The organism is Mesorhizobium sp. M7A.F.Ca.US.007.01.2.1, from assembly GCF_003998165.1.
In the GTDB taxonomy this organism is placed as follows: Bacteria; Pseudomonadota; Alphaproteobacteria; order Rhizobiales; family Rhizobiaceae; genus Mesorhizobium; species Mesorhizobium ciceri.
Genome location: NZ_RZQP01000008.1, coordinates 1 through 17,518, shown reverse-complemented (window position 1 = coordinate 17,518; position 17,518 = coordinate 1). Strand labels below are relative to the sequence as shown.

The window sequence follows — 17,518 nt, the reverse complement described above, 5'->3', positions numbered from 1 at the left end:
GCTGGCTCAATCCGTTCCCGTCCCTCCTCTCTTGCCTTCATGTCGCGTTTCGTCCAGAAGCTGACGCAAACGCCGCGAAACCGAAGGTTTTGCCGTTTGACATGCGGCTTCCGGCTTTAATGCCGACGCGCCGTAGCTGGAAAGAGCGGAACAATGTCTGCGATCGAAGCCGGCGCTCGCGCGCCGGAAAATCTTTGGCGTCAGGAAATCAGGGCGACGCTGGCGCTCGCCTGGCCGATGGTGCTGACCAATCTCGGTCAGACCGCGATGACGGCCACCGACGTCATGATGATGGGCCGGCTGGGGCCGGACACGCTGGCCAGTGGCGCGCTTGGCGCCAACCTCTATTTCATGCCGCTGATCTTCGGCCTCGGCCTGATGCTGGCGACATCGCCGATGATCGCCACCGAGCTTGGCCGCCGCCGCTATTCGGTGCGCGACCTGCGCCGCACCGTGCGCCAGGGCCTGTGGCTGGCGATCCTGATCTCGATCCCGATCTGGCTCGTGCTTTGGCACGGCGAAGGCATTCTGCTGGCCATGGGCCAGGAACCGGCACTGGCGCATCAGGCCGGCATCTATCTGCGCTGGCTCGAATGGGCGGTGCTGCCCTTCTACTTCTATATCGTGCTGCGCTCGTTCATCTCGGCGCTGGAGCGGCCGGGCTGGGCGCTGGTCATCGTCTTTGTTGCCGTCGCCTGCAATGCCTTCTTCAACTGGGTGTTCATGTTCGGCAATCTCGGCGTGCCGTCGATGGGCATTGCCGGGTCGGGCCTTGCCACCTCGCTGTCCTCAACGCTGATGTTCATCGGCCTGGCTGCCGTGGTGATGCTGGAGAAGAAGTTCCGCCGTTATCGTCTGTTCGGACGGTTCTGGCGATCGGACTGGCCACGCTTCAAGGGCCTGTTGCGGCTCGGCCTGCCGATTGCCGGCATTCTCGCCTTCGAGGTGACTATCTTCAATGCGGCCGCCCTGCTGATGGGCCTGATCGACGCGGATTCGCTGGCCGCGCACGCGATCGCCATCCAGATCGCCTCGATCTCCTTCATGGTGCCGCTTGGCCTCAACCAGGCGGTGACGGTGCGCGTCGGCCTTGCGCATGGCGCCGGCAATCCGCAAGGCGTGTCGCGCGCCGGCTGGACCGCCTTCGTCATCGGCGTCTCGTTCATGGCGCTGATGGGGCTGGTGATGATCCTGTGGCCGCATCCGCTGATCAGCGCCTTCATCGATCTGAGCAATCCGGCCAATGCCAGGGTGATCGAACTTGCCGTGTCGTTCCTGGTCTTCGCGGCGCTGTTCCAGGTCTTCGACGGCGCCCAGGCGGTGGCCGCCGGCATGCTGCGCGGCCTGCACGACACCAAGGTGCCGATGATCTATGCCGCGATCGGCTATTGGGGCGTCGGCCTGCCGCTTGGGGTGCTGCTCGCCTTCCATTTCGGCCTGCATGGCGTCGGCATCTGGATCGGCCTGTCGACGGGGCTGGCCGTGGTGGCCGCGCTGCTGCTGGCGCGCTGGCTGCGGCGCGACCGACTGGCGCCGCCGCTCGCGTTCGAGCATTGAAACAGGACGGTTGGGCTCGGCGGCTGTTGTCCTGTGGACGTTGGCTCATTGAACGACGTCTTCAGAACTCCCTCGAAATCCGGCGCCGCGCTGGAGGCGGTCAGAATGTCGGCGGCGTGTTGACCCAGAGGATGCGGACCGTGGTCGAACCGATATTGCGGTAGCCGTGGCCGAGTTCGGAGTTGAAATAGAACGCGTCGCCTGCCTCGAGCGCCACCACGTTCGCCTCGACCAGCAATTCGACGGAACCTTCGAGCACGTAGCCGAACTCTTGTCCCTTGTGGCTGATCAACTCGGGGCTGCCGCCGCCGGCCTCGATCACGTGGACGTTGATCTGCAGCAGATATTCCGGACCGGACGGCACCAATTGCTCGAGCACGACATGGTTGCCCGAACGCCGATGTCCCGTCTCCATGTGCGGACGCTCGTTTTGCCGCAAAACGAACACTTCCGAGGCATTGTGCTGCAGCGTGCCGAACATCGCGTTCATGTTGATGCCCAGTGCCTGCACCAGCCGGTGCAGAGCCGCCATGGACGGCGTAGCGCGGTCGTTTTCGATCTTCGAGAGATAACCCTCTGTCAGCCCGATGCGGGCGCCGAGCTCTTCCAGGCTGAGGCCAAGCACCTGTCTGGCATGGCGCAGCTTGACGCCGATCCTCGGGGTTCCGTTTCTGTCGCGCATGTCAGGTCCGCGTCTTCATCCAGTCCGCCAGCTTCGCCAGCAGGAAATCGACTTCCGCCTCGGTGTTGTAATGAGCCAGCCCGATGCGGACGACACCGTTGCGGTCCGCAAGCCCCAGCCGCTTGATTGGCTCCAAACCGTAATTGTGACCGTGCCAGAGATAGATGCCTTCCTCTGCCATCGCCCTGGCGATGTCCGCGGGATCGGTTCCGTCAACGGTGATCGACACGGTAGGCACACGGCGCGCCAGCGCCGCCACATCGGATATGCCCTGGATCAAGACGCCATCAATTCTGGACAATCCGGCAATCAGCCGTGCTGTCAGGACACGCTCATAACGGTCGGCGACTTCAATGCCGGCGACGATTCGCTCCCGCCGCGTCGCCTGCGGGTGGACGTTGCCGAAGGACTGTCCGAGCCAGGCATAGTGCTCGACGGCGCCAAGCACCCCGGCAAGCGCCTCGCGGCTTGTCGTTCCCGTCTCGAATTTTCCAGGTGGCGTATTGGAAGCCGCGCGCACCTTATAGGCGGTCAGCGCCTGCAGCAGATCGAAACGGCCCCACAACACCCCGTGATGCGGTCCAAAAAATTTGTAGGCCGAGCAAACCAGGAAATCACAGCCGATCTCCTGGACGTCGATCACCCCATGCGGCGCGAACTGCACCGCGTCGATATAGCTCAGCGCCCCGATCGCGCGGGCGCGCTGCGCGATCCGCTTCACGTCGTTGATCGTGCCGGTAACGTTGCTGGCATAGCCGACAGCGACCAGCTTGACGTCCTCGTCGATAGTCGCCTCCAGCGTCGACAGGTCGAGTTCGAAGGTTTTTGGATCGAGGTCGATCCAGCGTACTTCAAGCCCCCGATCCTCCGCCAGCATCAGCCAGGGTGCGACGTTGGCGTCATGATCCATGCGCGTCAGCACGATGGCGTCGCCGGCGTTCAGATCGCGGCCGATGGCGCGCGAGACGGCGAAAGTCAGAGTTGTCATGTTCTGGCCGAACACCACCTCACGCCGGTCGGCGGCATTGAAGAAATCGGCCATCGCCTGATGCGCGTCGTCGACCATCGCCTGGGCCGCGAGTGAGGTTTCGAAATAGCCACCAAGATTGGCGTTGGTTTCGATGATGGCACGCGTCATACGCTCGATCGAACGGCTCGCCATCTGGGTTCCCGCGGGATTGTCGAAGAAAATCCGCTTCTTCGGCTCGGCACCTCTCGCCATCGCCGGAAAAGCATCGCGGACTGTATCTATATCCATGTCTGAATTCCGTATCTGATGATCGTTGTGCGGCGGCCCCTCGACCGTCGCCAGCAGCGGCTTCACGCGTTCAGCCGGCCGCTTCATGGATGGCGACAGCGCGAGCCGGGAAGCCAGATCCGGCCTTTGGCTTTGGCCAGCTTGCCATTATCAAGGCGCCGGCTTCGGGCACCTTGTCGAGATTGGCCAAGAGCTCGATCTGCCAGCAGTCGCGCGACAGCACGTAGTATTCCAGGCTTGCGTCACCTGCGGAAGTGGCACGGCCGGGATCAGTGTCCATGCCCTCGTGCCCGATCGCAGCAACACCGCGGCGTTCCAAAAGTTCCTCCAGCACCGGCTTCGACCAACCCGGCGCATGCGAGATACCGTCGGCCGACTTGTTCCGAAACGCCACGGGGTCCGGCCAGCGCGGCCACCAGCCGGTGCGAAGTGCGACAAAACACTTTTCCGGGATACGACCGTTCCGCGCCTCCCAGGCCGAAATGTCGTCGAGCGTCGGCGTCGCGTCGGGATCGGCGGCGACCCTGTCGCTGATGTCGAGGATGACCAGCGGCAGAAGCATCTCCGCCACCGGCAGTTGGTCGATCGAGCGGCCGCCGTCGATGAAGTGCACCGGCGGATCGACATGGGTGCCCCACTGTCCGACGAAGGCGTAGTGGTGGACCTGGAAGGCATCGCCTTTCGAAAAATCGAGCAACGCACTGCGCTCCTCGTCCGGGAAGGCCGGGAAATGCGGCTGGCCCGGATGAAACGCATGCGTCAGGTCGGTGAAGGTCGCGGCGGAGAGCCGCGACCTGTAGATGTCCCAAAGGGAGCCCGGAGTGGACAAGATCACGGCTCCGCGACGAAGGTCGGTGCCGCTTCACTTGCCAGGACAAGCTTGCCGTCCTTGACACCAATGACCGAGACCGACTTGTCCGGCACCGAAATGCCCGGGCGGTAGGTGATCGTGCCGGTCACGCCGTCGAGCCCGGACGTAGCGGCCAGCGCGTCACGGATCTTGGCCGGATCCGGCGCACCGGCACGCTTGATCGCGTCGGCCATCAGCTTGACCGAGTCGTAGCCGAGCGCAGCGAACGCGTTCTCCGGGGCATTGCCGACCGACTTGGTGTAGGCGTCGATAAAGGCCTGCACCTTCGGGGTGGCGCCCTCACCGATATAGGCGTGGGTGGTGAAGTAGGTGTCCTTGGCCGCGTCGCCGCCGACCTGGATCAGCAAGGGCGTGTCGTAGCCGTCGCCGCCGACCACCGGCAGGTTGATGCCGGCCTGGCGCATCTGCTTCAAGATCAGGCCGATTTCCTCGGCATTCGACGAGGCATAGACGAAGTCTGGCTGCGGCGACAGCGCCTTCAGTTTGGCGATCTGCGCGGTAAAGGTCTTGTCGCCGATCTTGTAGGTGTCGCGCTCCAAAATCTTGCCCCCGCCATGCTCGTAGGCGGTGACGAAGTAGTCCGACAGCAGCGTTGTGTATTCAGTGCCGATGTCGGTCAGCAGGTAGGCGGTTTTGCCGTTCAGCTTGTTCAGCGCAAATTCCGCGCCAACCGCAGCCTGAACGTTGTCGCCGAAGGCGGCGAGGAAGATCTCGTTGCCGAGCTGGCTAGGCAATTTCGGCGAGGTCGCGCCTGGCGTTATGAACGGTATCTGCGCCGTCTGGACCTGCGGTCCGATGGCCAGCACCGAGTCGGAATCGGCGAAGCCGATGATGCCGACGACCTTGTCGCTGTCGATCAACTGGCTGGCGACGGTCGAGATCGTCGTCGAATCGCTCTTGGAATCGTAGATCACCAGTTCTATCTGCTGGCCGAGCACGCCGCCGGCGGCGTTGATTTCGCTCGCTGCCAGCTTGGCGCCATTCAGCATCGGACCGTCGAGCGAGGCCTGGATGCCGGTCAGGTTTGCCGGATAGCCGATCTTGATGGTGTCGGCAGCAAGTGCCGTGCTGGCCGAGGCAAGCGCGAAGAATGCGCCCAGTCCCAGGCCGATGGTACCGCGTCGAGTGAGTTTGATCATCGTTTTCGTTCCTCTGTCTGGTTCACCGTTGCCGATCTTTGGGTTGATCCGAACATAAGTTCCCGGTCCCCCATGATCCCCTTCGGCCGGAAGATCATGACTAGAATGAAGATGAAGCCGAGCACGATCTGGCTGGCGCCAAACAGGGCCGGCACCGCGAAATCGCCGATCGTGAAGCCGCGTTCGACCGAGCGCAGGATCTCCGACAACAGCGAAACGCAGATGACGCCGACCACCGCGCCGGTCAGGGAGCCCATGCCGCCCAGCACCAGCATTGTGATCAGACTCATCGTCAGCGCGAAGTAGAAAGTGTTCGGCGAAAACGAGCCGAGATAATGCGCATAGAGCGACCCGCCGACGCCTGAGAAGAACGCGCCGATGACGAAGGCGATCAGTCTGGTCCGCAGCACGCCGATTCCGACAGCGCTGGCCGCGATCGTGTCGTCGCGCACCGCCTTCATGGCGCGCCCGAAAGGCGAATAAACCAGGCGCGCCAGAACGAACACCGTGATGGCGAGCCAACCCATCACCCAGGGCAACGTCGTCTCCAGCGGCACGCCGGTAAACGTGCGGGCACCTCGGGTGAAATCCGACGCATTGATCAGCACCACGTTGACGATAATCAAGAATCCCATCGTCGCCACCGAAACGAAATAGCCCGACAGGCGCATCAAGGGATAACCGACGACCACCGCAAGCAATGCCGTCAGAAGACCTGCCACCAGCGTCGCCGGCAGGAAGGGGAGGCTGAAAGCATGCAGAAACCCCGGCAGATGCGGCAGCAATGCCATCTTCTGCTGCACCGGGATCGACAGGATTCCCGAAATATACGCGCCGGCGCCGATGAAGCCGACATGGCCGAGCGAAAACACGCCCGTAAAACCGTTGCTCAGCGACAGCGCCAGCACCAGGATTGCATTCAGCGCGATCAGCAGGATAATCCGGACGAAATAGTCGCTCAGCACGTGCGGCGCACCGAATGCGACAGCTGCCCCCGCCACCACGGCGACGAGGACGAGGAGTGTGATCCGCGCTTCCCGGCTCACAGCTTTATCTCCCGGTTTGGCTGGAGCAGCCCGCCCGGGCGCACCAGGAGAAAGGCGATCAGCACGGCGAAGACGATTGCGTCGCGATAGGACGAGACGCTGCTCGGCAGGAATGCGACGATGAATATCTCCAGCGCGCCCAATATGTAGCCGCCGACCAGGGCGCCCGCGATCGACCCGAAGCCGCCGATGATTGCCGCCACGAAAGCCTTCAGGAGCGGCGTGAAGCCCATCTGCGGCTGCACCACGCCGGCCTGTGCCGCCCACAAAATGCCGGCGAGGCCGGCATAGGCGGATGCGACGATGAAGGCGACGATGATCAGCCGGTTGACGTTCAGACCGACAAGGTGTGCCGCCGACATGTCCTCGGCTGCGGCGCGCATGCCGAGCCCAGTCGTGGTGCGCGTGATAAACCAGCCGAGGAGCAGCAGCGACACGAAGGTCAGCGCGATGGTCAGGAGATTGATGCTGGTGAAGGTGATGGCGCCGTTCGACATTTCCCAGGAGGTGTTGAGAATATCGGGGAGTGGAAAATTGCGCGGCGAGGAGGTGAACACCAGGATGCCGACATTCTCGATGATGTAGGTGACGGCGAGGCTGGTCAGCAGTCGCGCAACGTCGGGCGCGTCGCGGATCGGGCGGTAGGCGATGCGTTCGATGAGGAAGCCGGCGGCGGCGGCTGCGGCGATGCCGCAGATCACGGCGACCGGGAACGGAACGCCGATGCCGACCAGCAAGGCAACCCCGAAGGCACCTACCATCATGACGTCGCCATGCGCGAAATTGGTGAGCTTGAGGACGCCGAAGACGATCGACAGACCGACCGCCACCAGTGCGTAGAGGCTGCCGAGGCTCACCGCATTGACGATCTGCTGCAGGATATAGTCCAGCTGGGTCATGTTGCCGCCCCGAGATATGCCTGCGCCACGCGTTCGCTGTCGCGCAGTTCCGCGGACCGGCCAGACAGCGCCACCTGGCCCGTGCGCAGCACATAGGCACGGTCGGCGAGGTCCAGCGCGAGCGTGATGTTCTGTTCCACCAGCAGCATCGTCATGCCCTGGCGCTTCAGTTCGGCAAGCGCGCTGAAGATATGGCGGACCAGCAGCGGCGCAACGCCGAGCGAAGGCTCGTCGAGCAGCAGCAGGCGCGGCGCCGCCATCAGCGCGCGCGCCAAAGCAAGCTGCTGCTGTTCGCCGCCCGACAGCGTGCCGGCCAGTTGCTTCAGCCGCTGCTTGAGAATCGGGAACAGCATGAACATGCGCTCGCTGTCTCTGAGGATGGCATCCTTGTCGGTGCGGGTGCAGGCGCCGAGCCGCAGATTGTCAGCCACCGTCAGGCCGCCGAACAGGCGCCTGCCCTCCGGGCTCTGCGCGATGCCCAGACTTACGATGCGCGACGGAGCGACACCTCCAATCGGCTTGCCATCGAAGATGATCCTGCCGCCGCGCGGCCGCGACAGGCCGGAAATGGTGCGCAAGGTCGTGCTCTTGCCGGCGCCGTTGGCGCCCACCAACGCCACCACCTCGCCGGCATGGACGTCGAGCGAAATGCCCTTCAGCGCACGCACCGCGCCGAAATTGACCTCGAGGTTCTCGACACTGAGCAGAACGGGGCTAGGCGTGGCCAAGATACGCCTCCCGCACTTTCGGGTGTTCGCGTACCTGCTCCGGTGTTCCGACGCAGATCACCTCGCCAGTCGCCAGCACCTGGATGCGTTCGCACAGCGCCATGATCAGGTCCATGTCGTGCTCGACAACGACCACCGTTACGCCATAGCGGTCACGGATCGTCCGGATCAGCGCTGCCAACACCTTGGTCTCGTTGGAATCAAGACCGGCAGCGGGCTCATCGAGCAACAGCAGTTGCGGGCCGGTCGCCAACGCACGCGCAATCTCCAGCCGCCGCTGATCGCCGTAGGGAAGATCCGCGGCGACCCTGCCGGCCTGATCTGTCAGGCCCATGAGGTCGAGGAGTTCGTCGGCCTTCTGCCGGGTCGCGGCCACCCGCTCGCGATAACGCCGACCGCGCAGCACGGTATCGGCGGCGCCGACAGGATGGCGCAACTGCGCCGCCGTCAGCACGTTCTGCGCGACGCTGAGGCTGCCGAACAGGCGAGAGCCCTGGAAGGTGCGGGCGATGCCCATCGCGACGATCTGCGATGTGCGCAGGCCGACGATCGACCGGCCCTCCATCTCGATGCTACCGGAATTCGGCTGGGAGAAGCCGGTGATCAGGTTGAAAAGCGTGCTCTTGCCCGAGCCATTCGGCCCGATTACCCCAATGATTTCACGTTCGTGGAGCTCGATGGAATGATCACGCAGGGCAACCAGCCCTCGAAAGGCTTTTGTCAGCCCGACCGTCCTCAACAGCACTCGACTCGACTGTCTATCCACCCGCCGGTTTGCCCCTGTCCCTCGCCGCCCCGTTCGGCCCGGTCAAGCTTCAAATGGACAATTCGAACGGCAAGATGTCAAGTCCTATTCCCAAGAGGAAAGCTGTATGCCTGCCTCGGCTCGACCGTTGCCGCGACAGCACCGGCATCGATGCAGGGCCTGCAGTCCAGCGCGCCAGCGCTCGCTTCTCGAGCCTGCGCGCATAGTGCGTGGGCGCAAGGCACGAGACGAAGACGATCGGCGCCACCGGCCCGTAGACCTTGGGCGTCCTCGGACCGCGCTTGTGCTAGCTTGTTGTCTGTTCGGCGACAGCTTCTTCGAGGCCGGCTGCGGCCTGGGCGGCGAGAGCGCGCGCCGCCGCCTGTGAATCGTAGAATTCCTCGAGCGCATGAACCCTGCCCCACCGCAGCGTGAACACGTGGAGACCACGGTTGACGTAGGACGTATCGCCGTTGAGCAGGGTAGCGGTGCCATCCCACTGGGCAAACACGGTGGTATGCCACGGCCAGCCCTTCACCCACACGTGGTTGACCGTGAGATGGAGAGTGGGCAGAACACGGCCGAGGCGCTCGAACCACCGGCGCAGGGCCTGCTTGTCGTGGCGCTCGCCACCAAGCGCGTGTGCGCCACCAACCCGGTGATGGACATGCGGCGCGATGGCCTTCACCGCCGCATCCCAGCGATGGTTGTTGACGTCGTCGAAGCTCTGCCGGATCGATTTCTCGACAAAATAGCTGTAAAGCATGTGACCTCTCTCCAAACTTATCGGTGGCGCGCCGTTCCGACGCGAGACCCCGGCCAGCATCGCTCGGCCGCGGTCTGCGCGTCAGGTCAGGGCATTGTCGCGTCGGCTCGCAGGGATGTGTCCGTCTCGGTCGAGACCGTCACTTCCTCACCGGACCTTGAGAACGCGTAGAGCGAGCCCGGGTGGCCAGGTATGGAAAACGCCACGGAGTCACTGTTGGCGAGGCCCATGACAACCCGCAGCGGATCACCCCCGGTCTTCGGTGCGAAAGTGGCGGTGACCTCAAGCAGGTCGCCGTCCGGAACGTAGTAGACCACCATGTCCAGGTGTGCCTGGTGCAGGCTACCGCCTTCGATCGGGCGCCCGATGGTGGCTTCCTCGGCAAGAGCCGGGGTTGCAAGAAACAGCGCCGCCAGCAGCGAGGCGCCCAAGGTTTTGCGGATCATCTCATTTGTCCTTTTTTAGATTGCGTTCACCCTCTATATAGGGTATAGATTACGAATGCAATCTAAAAAAGGAGATGACGATGCGTGTAAGTCGCACTCAGGCCGCGGAAAACCGTGAGACCGTGATCAATGTGGCAAGCCGGCTTTTTCGGGAGCGCGGGTTCGACGGCATCGGCCTCAAGGATCTGATGAAAGGGGCCGGGCTGACCCAGGGCGCCTTTTACAAGCAATTCGAGTCGAAGGACGATCTGGCGGCGCTGGCGTCCAGGCGGGCGATGGAAAGCGCCACCCACAAATGGTCGGCCGCGACCGCGGCAAATCCCGGGAACCCGCTCGACGGGGTGATCTCATTCTACCTCAGCATGGATCATCGCGGAGAAAAGATGGACGGCTGCCCGGTCGTTGCGCTCGGCTCGGATGCCGCCAGGCAAGGTGCCGAGGTGAAGGCGTCATTCGAAGCCGGCATCAAGGCGTACCTCGAGATGCTCGGCGGTTGGGTTGGCGAGGGCGACATCGAAAAGACCGGCAACAAGGCAATGGCCGTTCTCTCGACGATGGTCGGCGCGGTCGTGCTGTCGCGGGTCGTCAACGACCCCGACCTTGCGCAGGCTTTTCTGGATGCGGCGGCCGATCAGGTTCGCGAAGCAGTCGCTACTTGAACGGCGCGAGCAGCGCCGCCAGCACAGCAAGGATAGGAGAGCAGATGGAACGGATTGTCGTCACGGGCATGGGTGCGGTCACGCCCCTTGCCGCCAATGTCGAAGCGTCCTGGTCACGCCTGCTTGCCGGCCGGTCTGGCGTTCGCAGGCTTCCTGACGATGTGGTGGGAGAGCTGCCGGCTAAGATTGGCGGCGTGGTTCCCTCCCTGGGCGAAGACCCCGAGGCTGGTTTCGATGCCGATGCCGTCCTGTCCGCGAAGGATCAGCGCAAGGTAGACCGGTTCATTCTCTTCGCGCTGGCGGCGGCGGAAGAGGCGCTTGCGCAGGCGCAATGGAAGCCTGCCTTGGAGACGGATCGCCTGCGCACGGCCACGATCATCGCTTCAGGTGTCGGCGGGTTCCCGGCCATCACCGAGGCGGTGCGCACGGTGGACCTGCGTGGCGCCCGCCGCCTGTCTCCCTTTACGGTGCCGTCCTTCCTGGTGAACCTCGCGGCGGGCCACATCTCGATCCGTCATGGCTTCAAAGGTCCACTCGGCGCACCGGTGACGGCGTGCGCGGCAGGCATCCAGGCGATCGGCGACGCCGCCCGCCTGATCCGCGCCAACGAAGCCGACATCGCCGTGTGCGGCGGAACGGAAGCGTGCATCAACACCGTCAGTCTCGGCGGTTTCGCCGCCGCTCGTTCTCTTTCAACCGGCTTCAATTGGGCGCCGGCCCAAGCCTCGCGCCCTTTCGACACATCGCGGGACGGCTTCGTCATGGGCGAAGGGGCCGGCGTGCTGGTCATCGAGGCGTTGAGCCACGCGTTGGCGCGCGGCGCAAAACCGATTGCTGAGCTCGTCGGCTACGGCACGACGGCGGATGCCCATCACGTCACCTCCGGGCCAGAGGACGGCGACGGCGCGCGCCGGGCCATGCAGATCGCGATTGCCCAGGCAGGGATTTCGCCACGCGACGTTCGTCATCTCAATGCGCATGCGACCTCCACGTCAGTCGGCGACCTGGGTGAGATCGAAGCGATCAAGAGCGTGTTCGGGCGCGATTTCGCGATAGCTGTCAGTGCCACGAAATCGGCGACCGGACACCTGCTCGGAGCGGCCGGCGGGCTTGGTGCGATCTTCGCAATCCTGGCGCTCAGGGATCAGGTCGCCCCGCCCACCCTCAACCTTGGCGAGGCCGATCCGGCCGGCGACGGAATCGACTTCGTCGCCAACGCGCCCCGGCCCATGGAGATGGAGTACGCGATCTCCAATGGCTTCGGCTTTGGCGGCGTGAATGCCAGCGCCCTGTTCAGACGCTGGAACTAACCGGTGGCCAGACGCAGTCATGACCGACGCCCTTTGCCCCGGCCTCTCATGCTTTTCCCAATCCGGTCCAACGCAAAGAAGGATATGATTTCCATGAACAAGACCAATCCCGGCGTCGCCCTTGTCACAGGGGCATCCTCCGGCATCGGGCGCGCTACCGCCGACGCCTTGCTAGGCGCCGGCTTTCGCGTCTTCGGAACCAGCCGTCGCACGGCCTCACAGCAATCCGCCGGCGTGACCATGCTGACCTGCGACGTGACCGACGACGCGTCCGTCGCGACAATGGTCGATGACGTTCTGGCCGCGGCCGGACGCATCGACGTGCTTGTCAACAATGCCGGCATGGGCCTGTTTGGCGGCGCGGAGGAGTCCTCGACCGCCCAGGCTAAAGCGCTGTTCGACGTGAACGTCTTCGGCGTCTTGCGCGTGACCAACGCGGTGCTGCCGGCAATGCGGCGCCAAGGGAAGGGCAGAATCGTAAATTTGAGCTCGGTACAGGGGTTCATCCCCGCTCCCTATTTCGCGCTTTACTCGTCGACCAAACACGCCATCGAAGGGTATTCCGAGTCGCTCGATCACGAATTGCGCCCCTTCGGCATTCGCGTTTCGCTGGTGGAGCCCGCCTATACCCGCACATCATTCGAGGACAATCTTGCCGCCCCCGACCGGTCGCTCGAAATCTACGACTCCGCGCGCGCCGGGATGACTATGTCAGTGCGGAAATCGATGGAAAAAGGCGATGCGCCCGAAGTGGTCGCCAAGACCATTCTGGCAGCAGCGACCGATCCCGCGCCGAAGAAACGCTATGCGGCGGGGAAAATGGCGCGCCAGGTCCGTTTCCTGCGCCGTTTCGTCCCCGCATCCGCATTCGACAAGAGCCTGCGCAAGCAGCTTGGGTTGCCGGTCTGAAATCGGGCGCTGCCTTGGCGCGTCAGCGAGCAGCCGCCTGTTTCTCGAGCCTGCGGGCGTATTGCGTCAGCGGAAAGCACATGACGAAGAAGATCAGCGCCACCAGCCCGTATACCTTGAACGGTTCGAAGGTCGCATTGTTGATGGCGTTGGAGGTCCGCACCAGCTCCTCGAAGCCGATTATCGAGGTGAGCGCCGTCGATTTGATCAGCTGCACCAGGAAGCCGACGGTGGGTGCGCGGGTGATCGAAAACGCCTGCGGCAGGATGATCAGCCTGAGTTCCTGCAGATAGTGCAGGCCGAGGCTGGCACCGGCGTCCCATTGACCGAGGGGTAGCGCCGCGACGCCGGAGCGCCAGATTTCGGCGAGATAGGCGCTGGCGAAGAAGGTGAGGCCGAGCGCCGCCGCCGTCCAAGGTTCGATGCGCAGACCAAGCATCGGCAGGCCGAAGAACATCAGGAACAGCTGCATCAAGAGCGGCGTCCCCTGGAACAGGGCGATGTAGCCGGAGGCGACACGCCGGCTCCATTTGTTCTCAGCGATCCTGAAGAACAGCACGATCATGCCGACGATACCGCCGCCGATAAAGGCGGCCAGCGATAGCAGCACCGTCCAGCGGGCGGCGAGCAGTAGGTTGCGCACGATGTCCCAGAAGGTGAACTCGATCATGACACACCGGCTCCGAGCGCGCGGCGCCCGCCTGACACCAGCAGCCGGCGCAAGGCCATCGACAGAGCGAGATAGACCAGCGTCACGACGAAATAGGTCTCGAAGGAGCGGAAGGTGCGTGCCTGCAGCATGTCGGCCTCGTAGGTCAGCTCACGCACGGCGATCTGCGACACGACGGCGGACTCCAGCATCATGATGACGATCTGGCTGGTGAGCGCGGGGTAGATGATCTTGAGCGCCTGCGGCAGCACGATCTTGACGAACACCTGGCGTGGCCGCAGCCCAAGGGCCAGCGCTGCTTCCGTCTGCCCGCCGGGCACGGCGTCGAGCCCGGCGCCGACGATCTCGATGGTGTAGGCCGCCATGTTGAGCGTCATCGCCAGCATCGCGGCCAGGAGCGGGTCGAGCCGGACGCCCAGGCTGGGCAGCCCGAAGAAGATGAAGAACAACTGCACCAGGAACGGCGTGTTGCGCATCACCTCGACATAGCAGGCGATTGCCCGCTTGAGCAGCACCGGGCCGTTTCGCCGCCCCGCGGCACCCAGGATGCTGAGCAGCGTTCCGGCCAGCGTGGTCACGGCGATCAGCAGGATCGTCGTGGCCGCGCCATGCGCGATGTCGCCCAGGGCACCCGGGAGCCAGCCAAAGGCCACGGAAACTCAATCCTTGAGATTGTCGGGATTGAGCGGCGTCTTCAGCCAGGCTTTCGAGCTTTCGTCCAGCTTGCCGTCGGCCAGCATCTTGGCGACCGCATCGTTGACGGCCTTCTTCAGGCCGTCTTCGTTCTTGTTGAGGCCGATATGCGAAGGCGAGGTCAGAAGCTGGAACTTCTGCTCCGGCTTCAGTGCGTCCTGCTTGGCCAGCACCTGCGCGCCGACGTCGTTGCCGACGACCATCAGCTGCGTCTGGCCGGAGATGAAGGCCTGGATCACCGAATTGTAGTTGTCGAAGCGCTTTATGTCGGCCGATGCCGGTGCTGCCTCGGTGAGCGAGGTGTCTTCCAGCGTGCCGCGATTGACGGCGATCGACTTGTCGGCGAGGTCTTCCTTGCCTTTGACGGCAAGCGCTGCCGGACCGATCACGGCGATGTAGTAGGGCGCGTAGGCAGCGGCGAAGTCGATGACCTGCTCGCGTTCCTTCGAATAGCCGACGCTCATCAGCAGGTCGACGCGATGATCGTTCAGATACGGGATGCGGTTCTGGCCGGTGACGGCGATGGGATTGAGCTTCACCTTGAGCGTATCGGCGATGTATTGCGCGACATCCATGTCATAGCCCTTGAGGCTCATGTCGGCGCTGGCCGAGGAGAAGGGCGGAAAGTCGGCGAAGACGCCGACATTGATGGTGCCGGCCTTGGTGATGTCCGCCAGCGCATCGGCGCTAGCGGCCTGAACTGCGAGGCCGAAACCGGCCGTGCCGAGCATCAGCACGGCGGCGATGGAGGCAAATGTCTTACGGATTGTCATTGTCATTCCCCTGTCTGGAAGCTTTGTTTGTTCGGGTCGGCCGCCGGCTCCAGCGCGGCGGCTGCCTTTGCTTTTCTAGGCGTCAGGCGCCCTTGCCTGTTATCGCCGGGCTGAACACCATCAGGCTCAGTATCTCGAACAGCACCTGTGCGGCGGCATGCGCGGTGTTGGTGGTGGCGTCATATTGCGGCGCCACCTCGACGACGTCGCCGCCGACGATGTTGAGACCTTTGAGGCCGCGCAGGAGTTCAAGCGCTTCGCGCGTCGTCAGCCCGCCGACCTCCGGCGTGCCGGTGCCCGGCGCGAAGGCCGGATCGACGCTGTCGATGTCGAAGGAGACATAGGTCGGGCCGTCGCCAACGATCTTGCGCGCCTTCTCGATGATCGCCGGAATGCCGAGGCCGGTCATCTCCTCGGCATGCACCACGGTCATGCCGGACTCGTAGGTGAACTCCCACAGATATTCGGCCGAGCCGCGGATGCCGATCTGGATCGTGCGCGTCGGGTCCAGCACGCCGTCAAGCACCGCGTTGCGGAACGGGCCGCCATGGTGGAACTTGGTCATGTCGAACAGGCCACTGGTGTCGCAGTGGGCGTCGATATGGATCAACCCCACCGGGGCCTTCTTGCCGACGGCCTTCAGAATTGGATGGCTGATCGAATGGTCGCCGCCGATCGACAGCGGAATGACCCCGGCATCGACGATCTGGTTGGTGCGGCGCTCGATATCCTCATGGCTGGTCTCAAGCCGGTAGCGGCTGCGGAACGGCGTGTCACCAATGTCGGCGACCCTGAGCTCATGCGTCGGCGCGCATTCCAGCACGTGATTGTAGGGCCCGATGCGCTCGATGGCGCGCAACGCCCTTGGCCCGAAGCGCGAGCCTGGGCGGTTGGTGACGCCGAGATCCATCGGCACGCCGATCATCGCCACCTGCAAATCGCCGAAATCCGGATTGTCGGCCGATATTTCGCGGTAGGGCGCGGCGAGAAAGGTCGGGATGCCTGAATAGGGCGCCAGCCGCGTGCCGCTCTTGGAGAAGATCTTGTCGGCGACCTTGCGGAATTTCGGGTCGAACATCTCGCCGCCATGGCTTTCACCATATTTGCGACGCAACGCATCGAGCTTGCCGCGATCGTATCCCATGTCCGCTCCTCCTGGGCTGATGCAGTGCCGGCGCGGGTGACGCCTGCGAACCGACCGTCATCCGGCCGGGCCGCTGTCCCGCTGGCTGCCTGCAGTTTTCATGTCTTGATGCTGTTCTAAACTCAAGTGTCTGGCAGTGGCATTGAAAAATCAATTGATATTGTTAGGGTGTTTTCTGTGAGAAAATCTCACAACAAAGTGGTACCATGACCAAGCGCCTGCCACCGCTCAATCCGCTGCGCGCCTTCGAGGCAACGGCTCGCCATGGTTCACTGACCAAGGCAGCGACTGAGCTGAACGTCACGCATGGCGCCGTCAGCCACCAGATCAAGGCGCTCGAGCAGTCGCTCGGTGTCAAGCTGTTCGAGCGGGTCGGCCAGCGGGTCAAGCTGACACCGCATGGCGCGGAGCTTCTGCCGGCGGTGTCGACCGCGTTCGACGGCATCGCCGCCGCCACCCAGCGCATGACAAGGCCGGCGAGCAGCGGCACACTTTCGGTCTCCTGCGTGCCGGCGCTACTGTTGCTGTGGATGACACCGCGGCTCGGCAGTTTCATGGCGCAATATCCCGACATAAGGCTGACGCTTATTCCTTCCAACGATCCCAAGGATTTGCGGGCGCCCAATATCGACGTCTGCGTGCATTATGGCGACGGCAGCTGGACCGATTGCTGGATGCGCAAATGGTCGGGCCTCGAACTGTTTCCCGTGGTCAGCCCGACCTTGATCAACAACCGGCCGATCCGCAGCGTCAGGGATCTCGCCGATCATGTCTTCCTGCATGGCGATGACGGCCGCGAATGGCACACCTGGCTGGCTGCCGCCGATGCGCTGGACCTGGAGCGGGGCCGCCGCCATCACCTCGGCGATGCGCGTATGGCGACCGAGGCAGCGGTGCACGGCCATGGCGTGGCGCTGGGCGACTCGGTGACGGCAAGCGCGCTGCTGGCCAGGGGCATGCTGGTCGCGCCGTTCAGCCTGTCGGTGCCGGCGGTCGACGATTTTTATGTCGTCTGCCGCAACGAGATGCGGGCGACGCCGATCGTGCAGGTGTTCGTCGACTGGCTGTTTGCCGAGAAAGCGGGGGACGACGGGCGCGCCGACGCCCCTGTGGCCGGCCGCATCGTCAGCCGCCGCAAGCGTCCGGCGCTCAGGGTGATGGGCGGCAAATCCGCAAGCTGATGCCGGGCTGCGCGCCGCCGCATGCAGGAAGCTCTTTTTGTC

At 63.8% G+C, this 17,518-nt stretch carries 19 protein-coding genes; 5 read left to right on the top strand and 14 right to left on the bottom strand.

Features of this window, described 5'->3' with window-relative positions:
* Positions 1-153 precede the first annotated feature (153 nt).
* Positions 154-1,557, top strand: a complete 1,404-nt coding sequence (locus EN949_RS02700; protein ID WP_127365445.1) for an MATE family efflux transporter — start codon at positions 154-156, stop codon at positions 1,555-1,557.
* A gap of 100 nt (positions 1,558-1,657) precedes the next feature.
* Here EN949_RS02700 and EN949_RS02695 read toward each other — a convergent pair whose 3' ends face one another.
* From EN949_RS02695 to EN949_RS02650, 10 genes are all read right to left on the bottom strand, one after another.
* A complete protein-coding gene (locus EN949_RS02695; RefSeq protein WP_013528422.1) occupies positions 1,658-2,239 on the bottom strand; it encodes a cupin domain-containing protein in 582 nt (193 codons plus the stop codon).
* 1 nt (position 2,240) lies between these two features.
* A complete protein-coding gene (locus EN949_RS02690) occupies positions 2,241-3,497 on the bottom strand; it encodes a cysteine desulfurase-like protein (RefSeq protein ID WP_127365446.1) in 1,257 nt (418 codons plus the stop codon).
* Positions 3,498-3,567: 70 nt separating this feature from the next.
* Entirely contained in the window at positions 3,568-4,332 is a 765-nt protein-coding gene (locus EN949_RS02685; RefSeq protein ID WP_244514254.1) for a cyclase family protein, read from the bottom strand.
* Positions 4,329-5,507 (bottom strand): ABC transporter substrate-binding protein, encoded by a 1,179-nt coding sequence (locus EN949_RS02680; protein ID WP_013528425.1) that lies wholly within the window; start codon positions 5,505-5,507, stop codon positions 4,329-4,331. Before EN949_RS02680 ends, EN949_RS02685 begins: the two co-directional genes overlap by 4 nt.
* The gene (locus EN949_RS02675) at positions 5,504-6,553 is read right to left on the bottom strand and encodes a branched-chain amino acid ABC transporter permease (protein WP_082826621.1); all 1,050 of its coding nucleotides are present in this window, start codon (positions 6,551-6,553) and stop codon (positions 5,504-5,506) included. Before EN949_RS02675 ends, EN949_RS02680 begins: the two co-directional genes overlap by 4 nt.
* Complete coding sequence (locus EN949_RS02670; protein WP_024502052.1) at positions 6,550-7,452, bottom strand: branched-chain amino acid ABC transporter permease; 903 nt, start codon at positions 7,450-7,452, stop codon at positions 6,550-6,552. The genes EN949_RS02675 and EN949_RS02670 overlap by 4 nt, the downstream gene beginning before the upstream one ends.
* Positions 7,449-8,180: an ABC transporter ATP-binding protein gene (locus tag EN949_RS02665; RefSeq protein WP_013528428.1), complete on the bottom strand. Its 732-nt coding sequence runs from the start codon at positions 8,178-8,180 to the stop codon at positions 7,449-7,451. The genes EN949_RS02670 and EN949_RS02665 overlap by 4 nt, the downstream gene beginning before the upstream one ends.
* Positions 8,167-8,946 (bottom strand): ABC transporter ATP-binding protein, encoded by a 780-nt coding sequence (locus EN949_RS02660; RefSeq protein WP_024502054.1) that lies wholly within the window; start codon positions 8,944-8,946, stop codon positions 8,167-8,169. Before EN949_RS02660 ends, EN949_RS02665 begins: the two co-directional genes overlap by 14 nt.
* Before the next feature lie 286 nt (positions 8,947-9,232).
* On the bottom strand, positions 9,233-9,691 hold the full coding sequence (locus tag EN949_RS02655; RefSeq protein ID WP_063169747.1) for a nuclear transport factor 2 family protein: 459 nt from the start codon (positions 9,689-9,691) through the stop codon (positions 9,233-9,235).
* 86 nt (positions 9,692-9,777) lie between these two features.
* On the bottom strand, positions 9,778-10,137 hold the full coding sequence (locus EN949_RS02650; protein WP_063169746.1) for a hypothetical protein: 360 nt from the start codon (positions 10,135-10,137) through the stop codon (positions 9,778-9,780).
* A gap of 80 nt (positions 10,138-10,217) precedes the next feature.
* Between EN949_RS02650 and EN949_RS02645 the strand changes: the two genes are divergently transcribed.
* The 3 genes from EN949_RS02645 to EN949_RS02635 all read left to right on the top strand — a co-directional run bounded on the left by EN949_RS02645 (position 10,218) and on the right by EN949_RS02635 (position 13,015).
* Complete coding sequence (locus EN949_RS02645; RefSeq protein ID WP_063169745.1) at positions 10,218-10,796, top strand: TetR/AcrR family transcriptional regulator; 579 nt, start codon at positions 10,218-10,220, stop codon at positions 10,794-10,796.
* Between the two features lie 44 nt (positions 10,797-10,840).
* Positions 10,841-12,106 carry a beta-ketoacyl-ACP synthase II gene (gene fabF, locus EN949_RS02640; protein WP_013528433.1) on the top strand — a complete coding sequence of 422 codons (1,266 nt, stop codon included), beginning with the start codon at positions 10,841-10,843 and terminating at the stop codon, positions 12,104-12,106.
* 93 nt (positions 12,107-12,199) lie between these two features.
* Positions 12,200-13,015, top strand: coding sequence for an oxidoreductase (locus EN949_RS02635; RefSeq protein ID WP_127365447.1), 816 nt, complete (start codon positions 12,200-12,202; stop codon positions 13,013-13,015).
* Positions 13,016-13,037: 22 nt separating this feature from the next.
* On the opposite strand, the gene EN949_RS02630 is transcribed toward EN949_RS02635, so the two are convergent.
* From EN949_RS02630 to speB, 4 genes are all read right to left on the bottom strand, one after another.
* Complete coding sequence (locus EN949_RS02630; protein ID WP_024502056.1) at positions 13,038-13,685, bottom strand: amino acid ABC transporter permease; 648 nt, start codon at positions 13,683-13,685, stop codon at positions 13,038-13,040.
* Entirely contained in the window at positions 13,682-14,338 is a 657-nt protein-coding gene (locus EN949_RS02625) for an amino acid ABC transporter permease (protein WP_024502057.1), read from the bottom strand. The genes EN949_RS02630 and EN949_RS02625 overlap by 4 nt, the downstream gene beginning before the upstream one ends.
* Positions 14,339-14,344: 6 nt before the next feature.
* Entirely contained in the window at positions 14,345-15,151 is an 807-nt protein-coding gene (locus EN949_RS02620; RefSeq protein ID WP_013528437.1) for a transporter substrate-binding domain-containing protein, read from the bottom strand.
* 82 nt (positions 15,152-15,233) lie between these two features.
* Positions 15,234-16,295 (bottom strand): agmatinase, encoded by a 1,062-nt coding sequence (gene speB / locus EN949_RS02615; protein WP_127370721.1) that lies wholly within the window; start codon positions 16,293-16,295, stop codon positions 15,234-15,236.
* A gap of 206 nt (positions 16,296-16,501) precedes the next feature.
* On the opposite strand from speB, the gene gcvA reads away from it, so the two are divergent.
* Complete coding sequence (gcvA, locus tag EN949_RS02610) at positions 16,502-17,476, top strand: transcriptional regulator GcvA (protein ID WP_127371626.1); 975 nt, start codon at positions 16,502-16,504, stop codon at positions 17,474-17,476.
* Positions 17,477-17,518: the final 42 nt, after the last annotated feature.

Bases quoted from the DNA above. Each gene is read 5' to 3' on its own strand.
- EN949_RS02655 (WP_063169747.1), bottom strand. From the start codon at position 9,691: ATGCTTTACAGCTATTTTGTCGAGAAATCGATCCGGCAGAGCTTCGAC.
- EN949_RS02620 (WP_013528437.1), bottom strand. From the start codon at position 15,151: ATGACAATCCGTAAGACATTTGCCTCCATCGCCGCCGTGCTGATGCTC.
- gcvA (WP_127371626.1), top strand. From the start codon at position 16,502: ATGACCAAGCGCCTGCCACCGCTCAATCCGCTGCGCGCCTTCGAGGCA.
- EN949_RS02645 (WP_063169745.1), top strand. From the start codon at position 10,218: ATGCGTGTAAGTCGCACTCAGGCCGCGGAAAACCGTGAGACCGTGATC.
- EN949_RS02700 (WP_127365445.1), top strand. From the start codon at position 154: ATGTCTGCGATCGAAGCCGGCGCTCGCGCGCCGGAAAATCTTTGGCGT.
- EN949_RS02690 (WP_127365446.1), bottom strand. From the start codon at position 3,497: ATGGATATAGATACAGTCCGCGATGCTTTTCCGGCGATGGCGAGAGGT.
- EN949_RS02650 (WP_063169746.1), bottom strand. From the start codon at position 10,137: ATGATCCGCAAAACCTTGGGCGCCTCGCTGCTGGCGGCGCTGTTTCTT.
- speB (WP_127370721.1), bottom strand. From the start codon at position 16,295: ATGGGATACGATCGCGGCAAGCTCGATGCGTTGCGTCGCAAATATGGT.
- EN949_RS02695 (WP_013528422.1), bottom strand. From the start codon at position 2,239: ATGCGCGACAGAAACGGAACCCCGAGGATCGGCGTCAAGCTGCGCCAT.
- fabF (WP_013528433.1), top strand. From the start codon at position 10,841: ATGGAACGGATTGTCGTCACGGGCATGGGTGCGGTCACGCCCCTTGCC.
- EN949_RS02630 (WP_024502056.1), bottom strand. From the start codon at position 13,685: ATGATCGAGTTCACCTTCTGGGACATCGTGCGCAACCTACTGCTCGCC.
- EN949_RS02670 (WP_024502052.1), bottom strand. From the start codon at position 7,452: ATGACCCAGCTGGACTATATCCTGCAGCAGATCGTCAATGCGGTGAGC.
- EN949_RS02680 (WP_013528425.1), bottom strand. From the start codon at position 5,507: ATGATCAAACTCACTCGACGCGGTACCATCGGCCTGGGACTGGGCGCA.
- EN949_RS02635 (WP_127365447.1), top strand. From the start codon at position 12,200: ATGAACAAGACCAATCCCGGCGTCGCCCTTGTCACAGGGGCATCCTCC.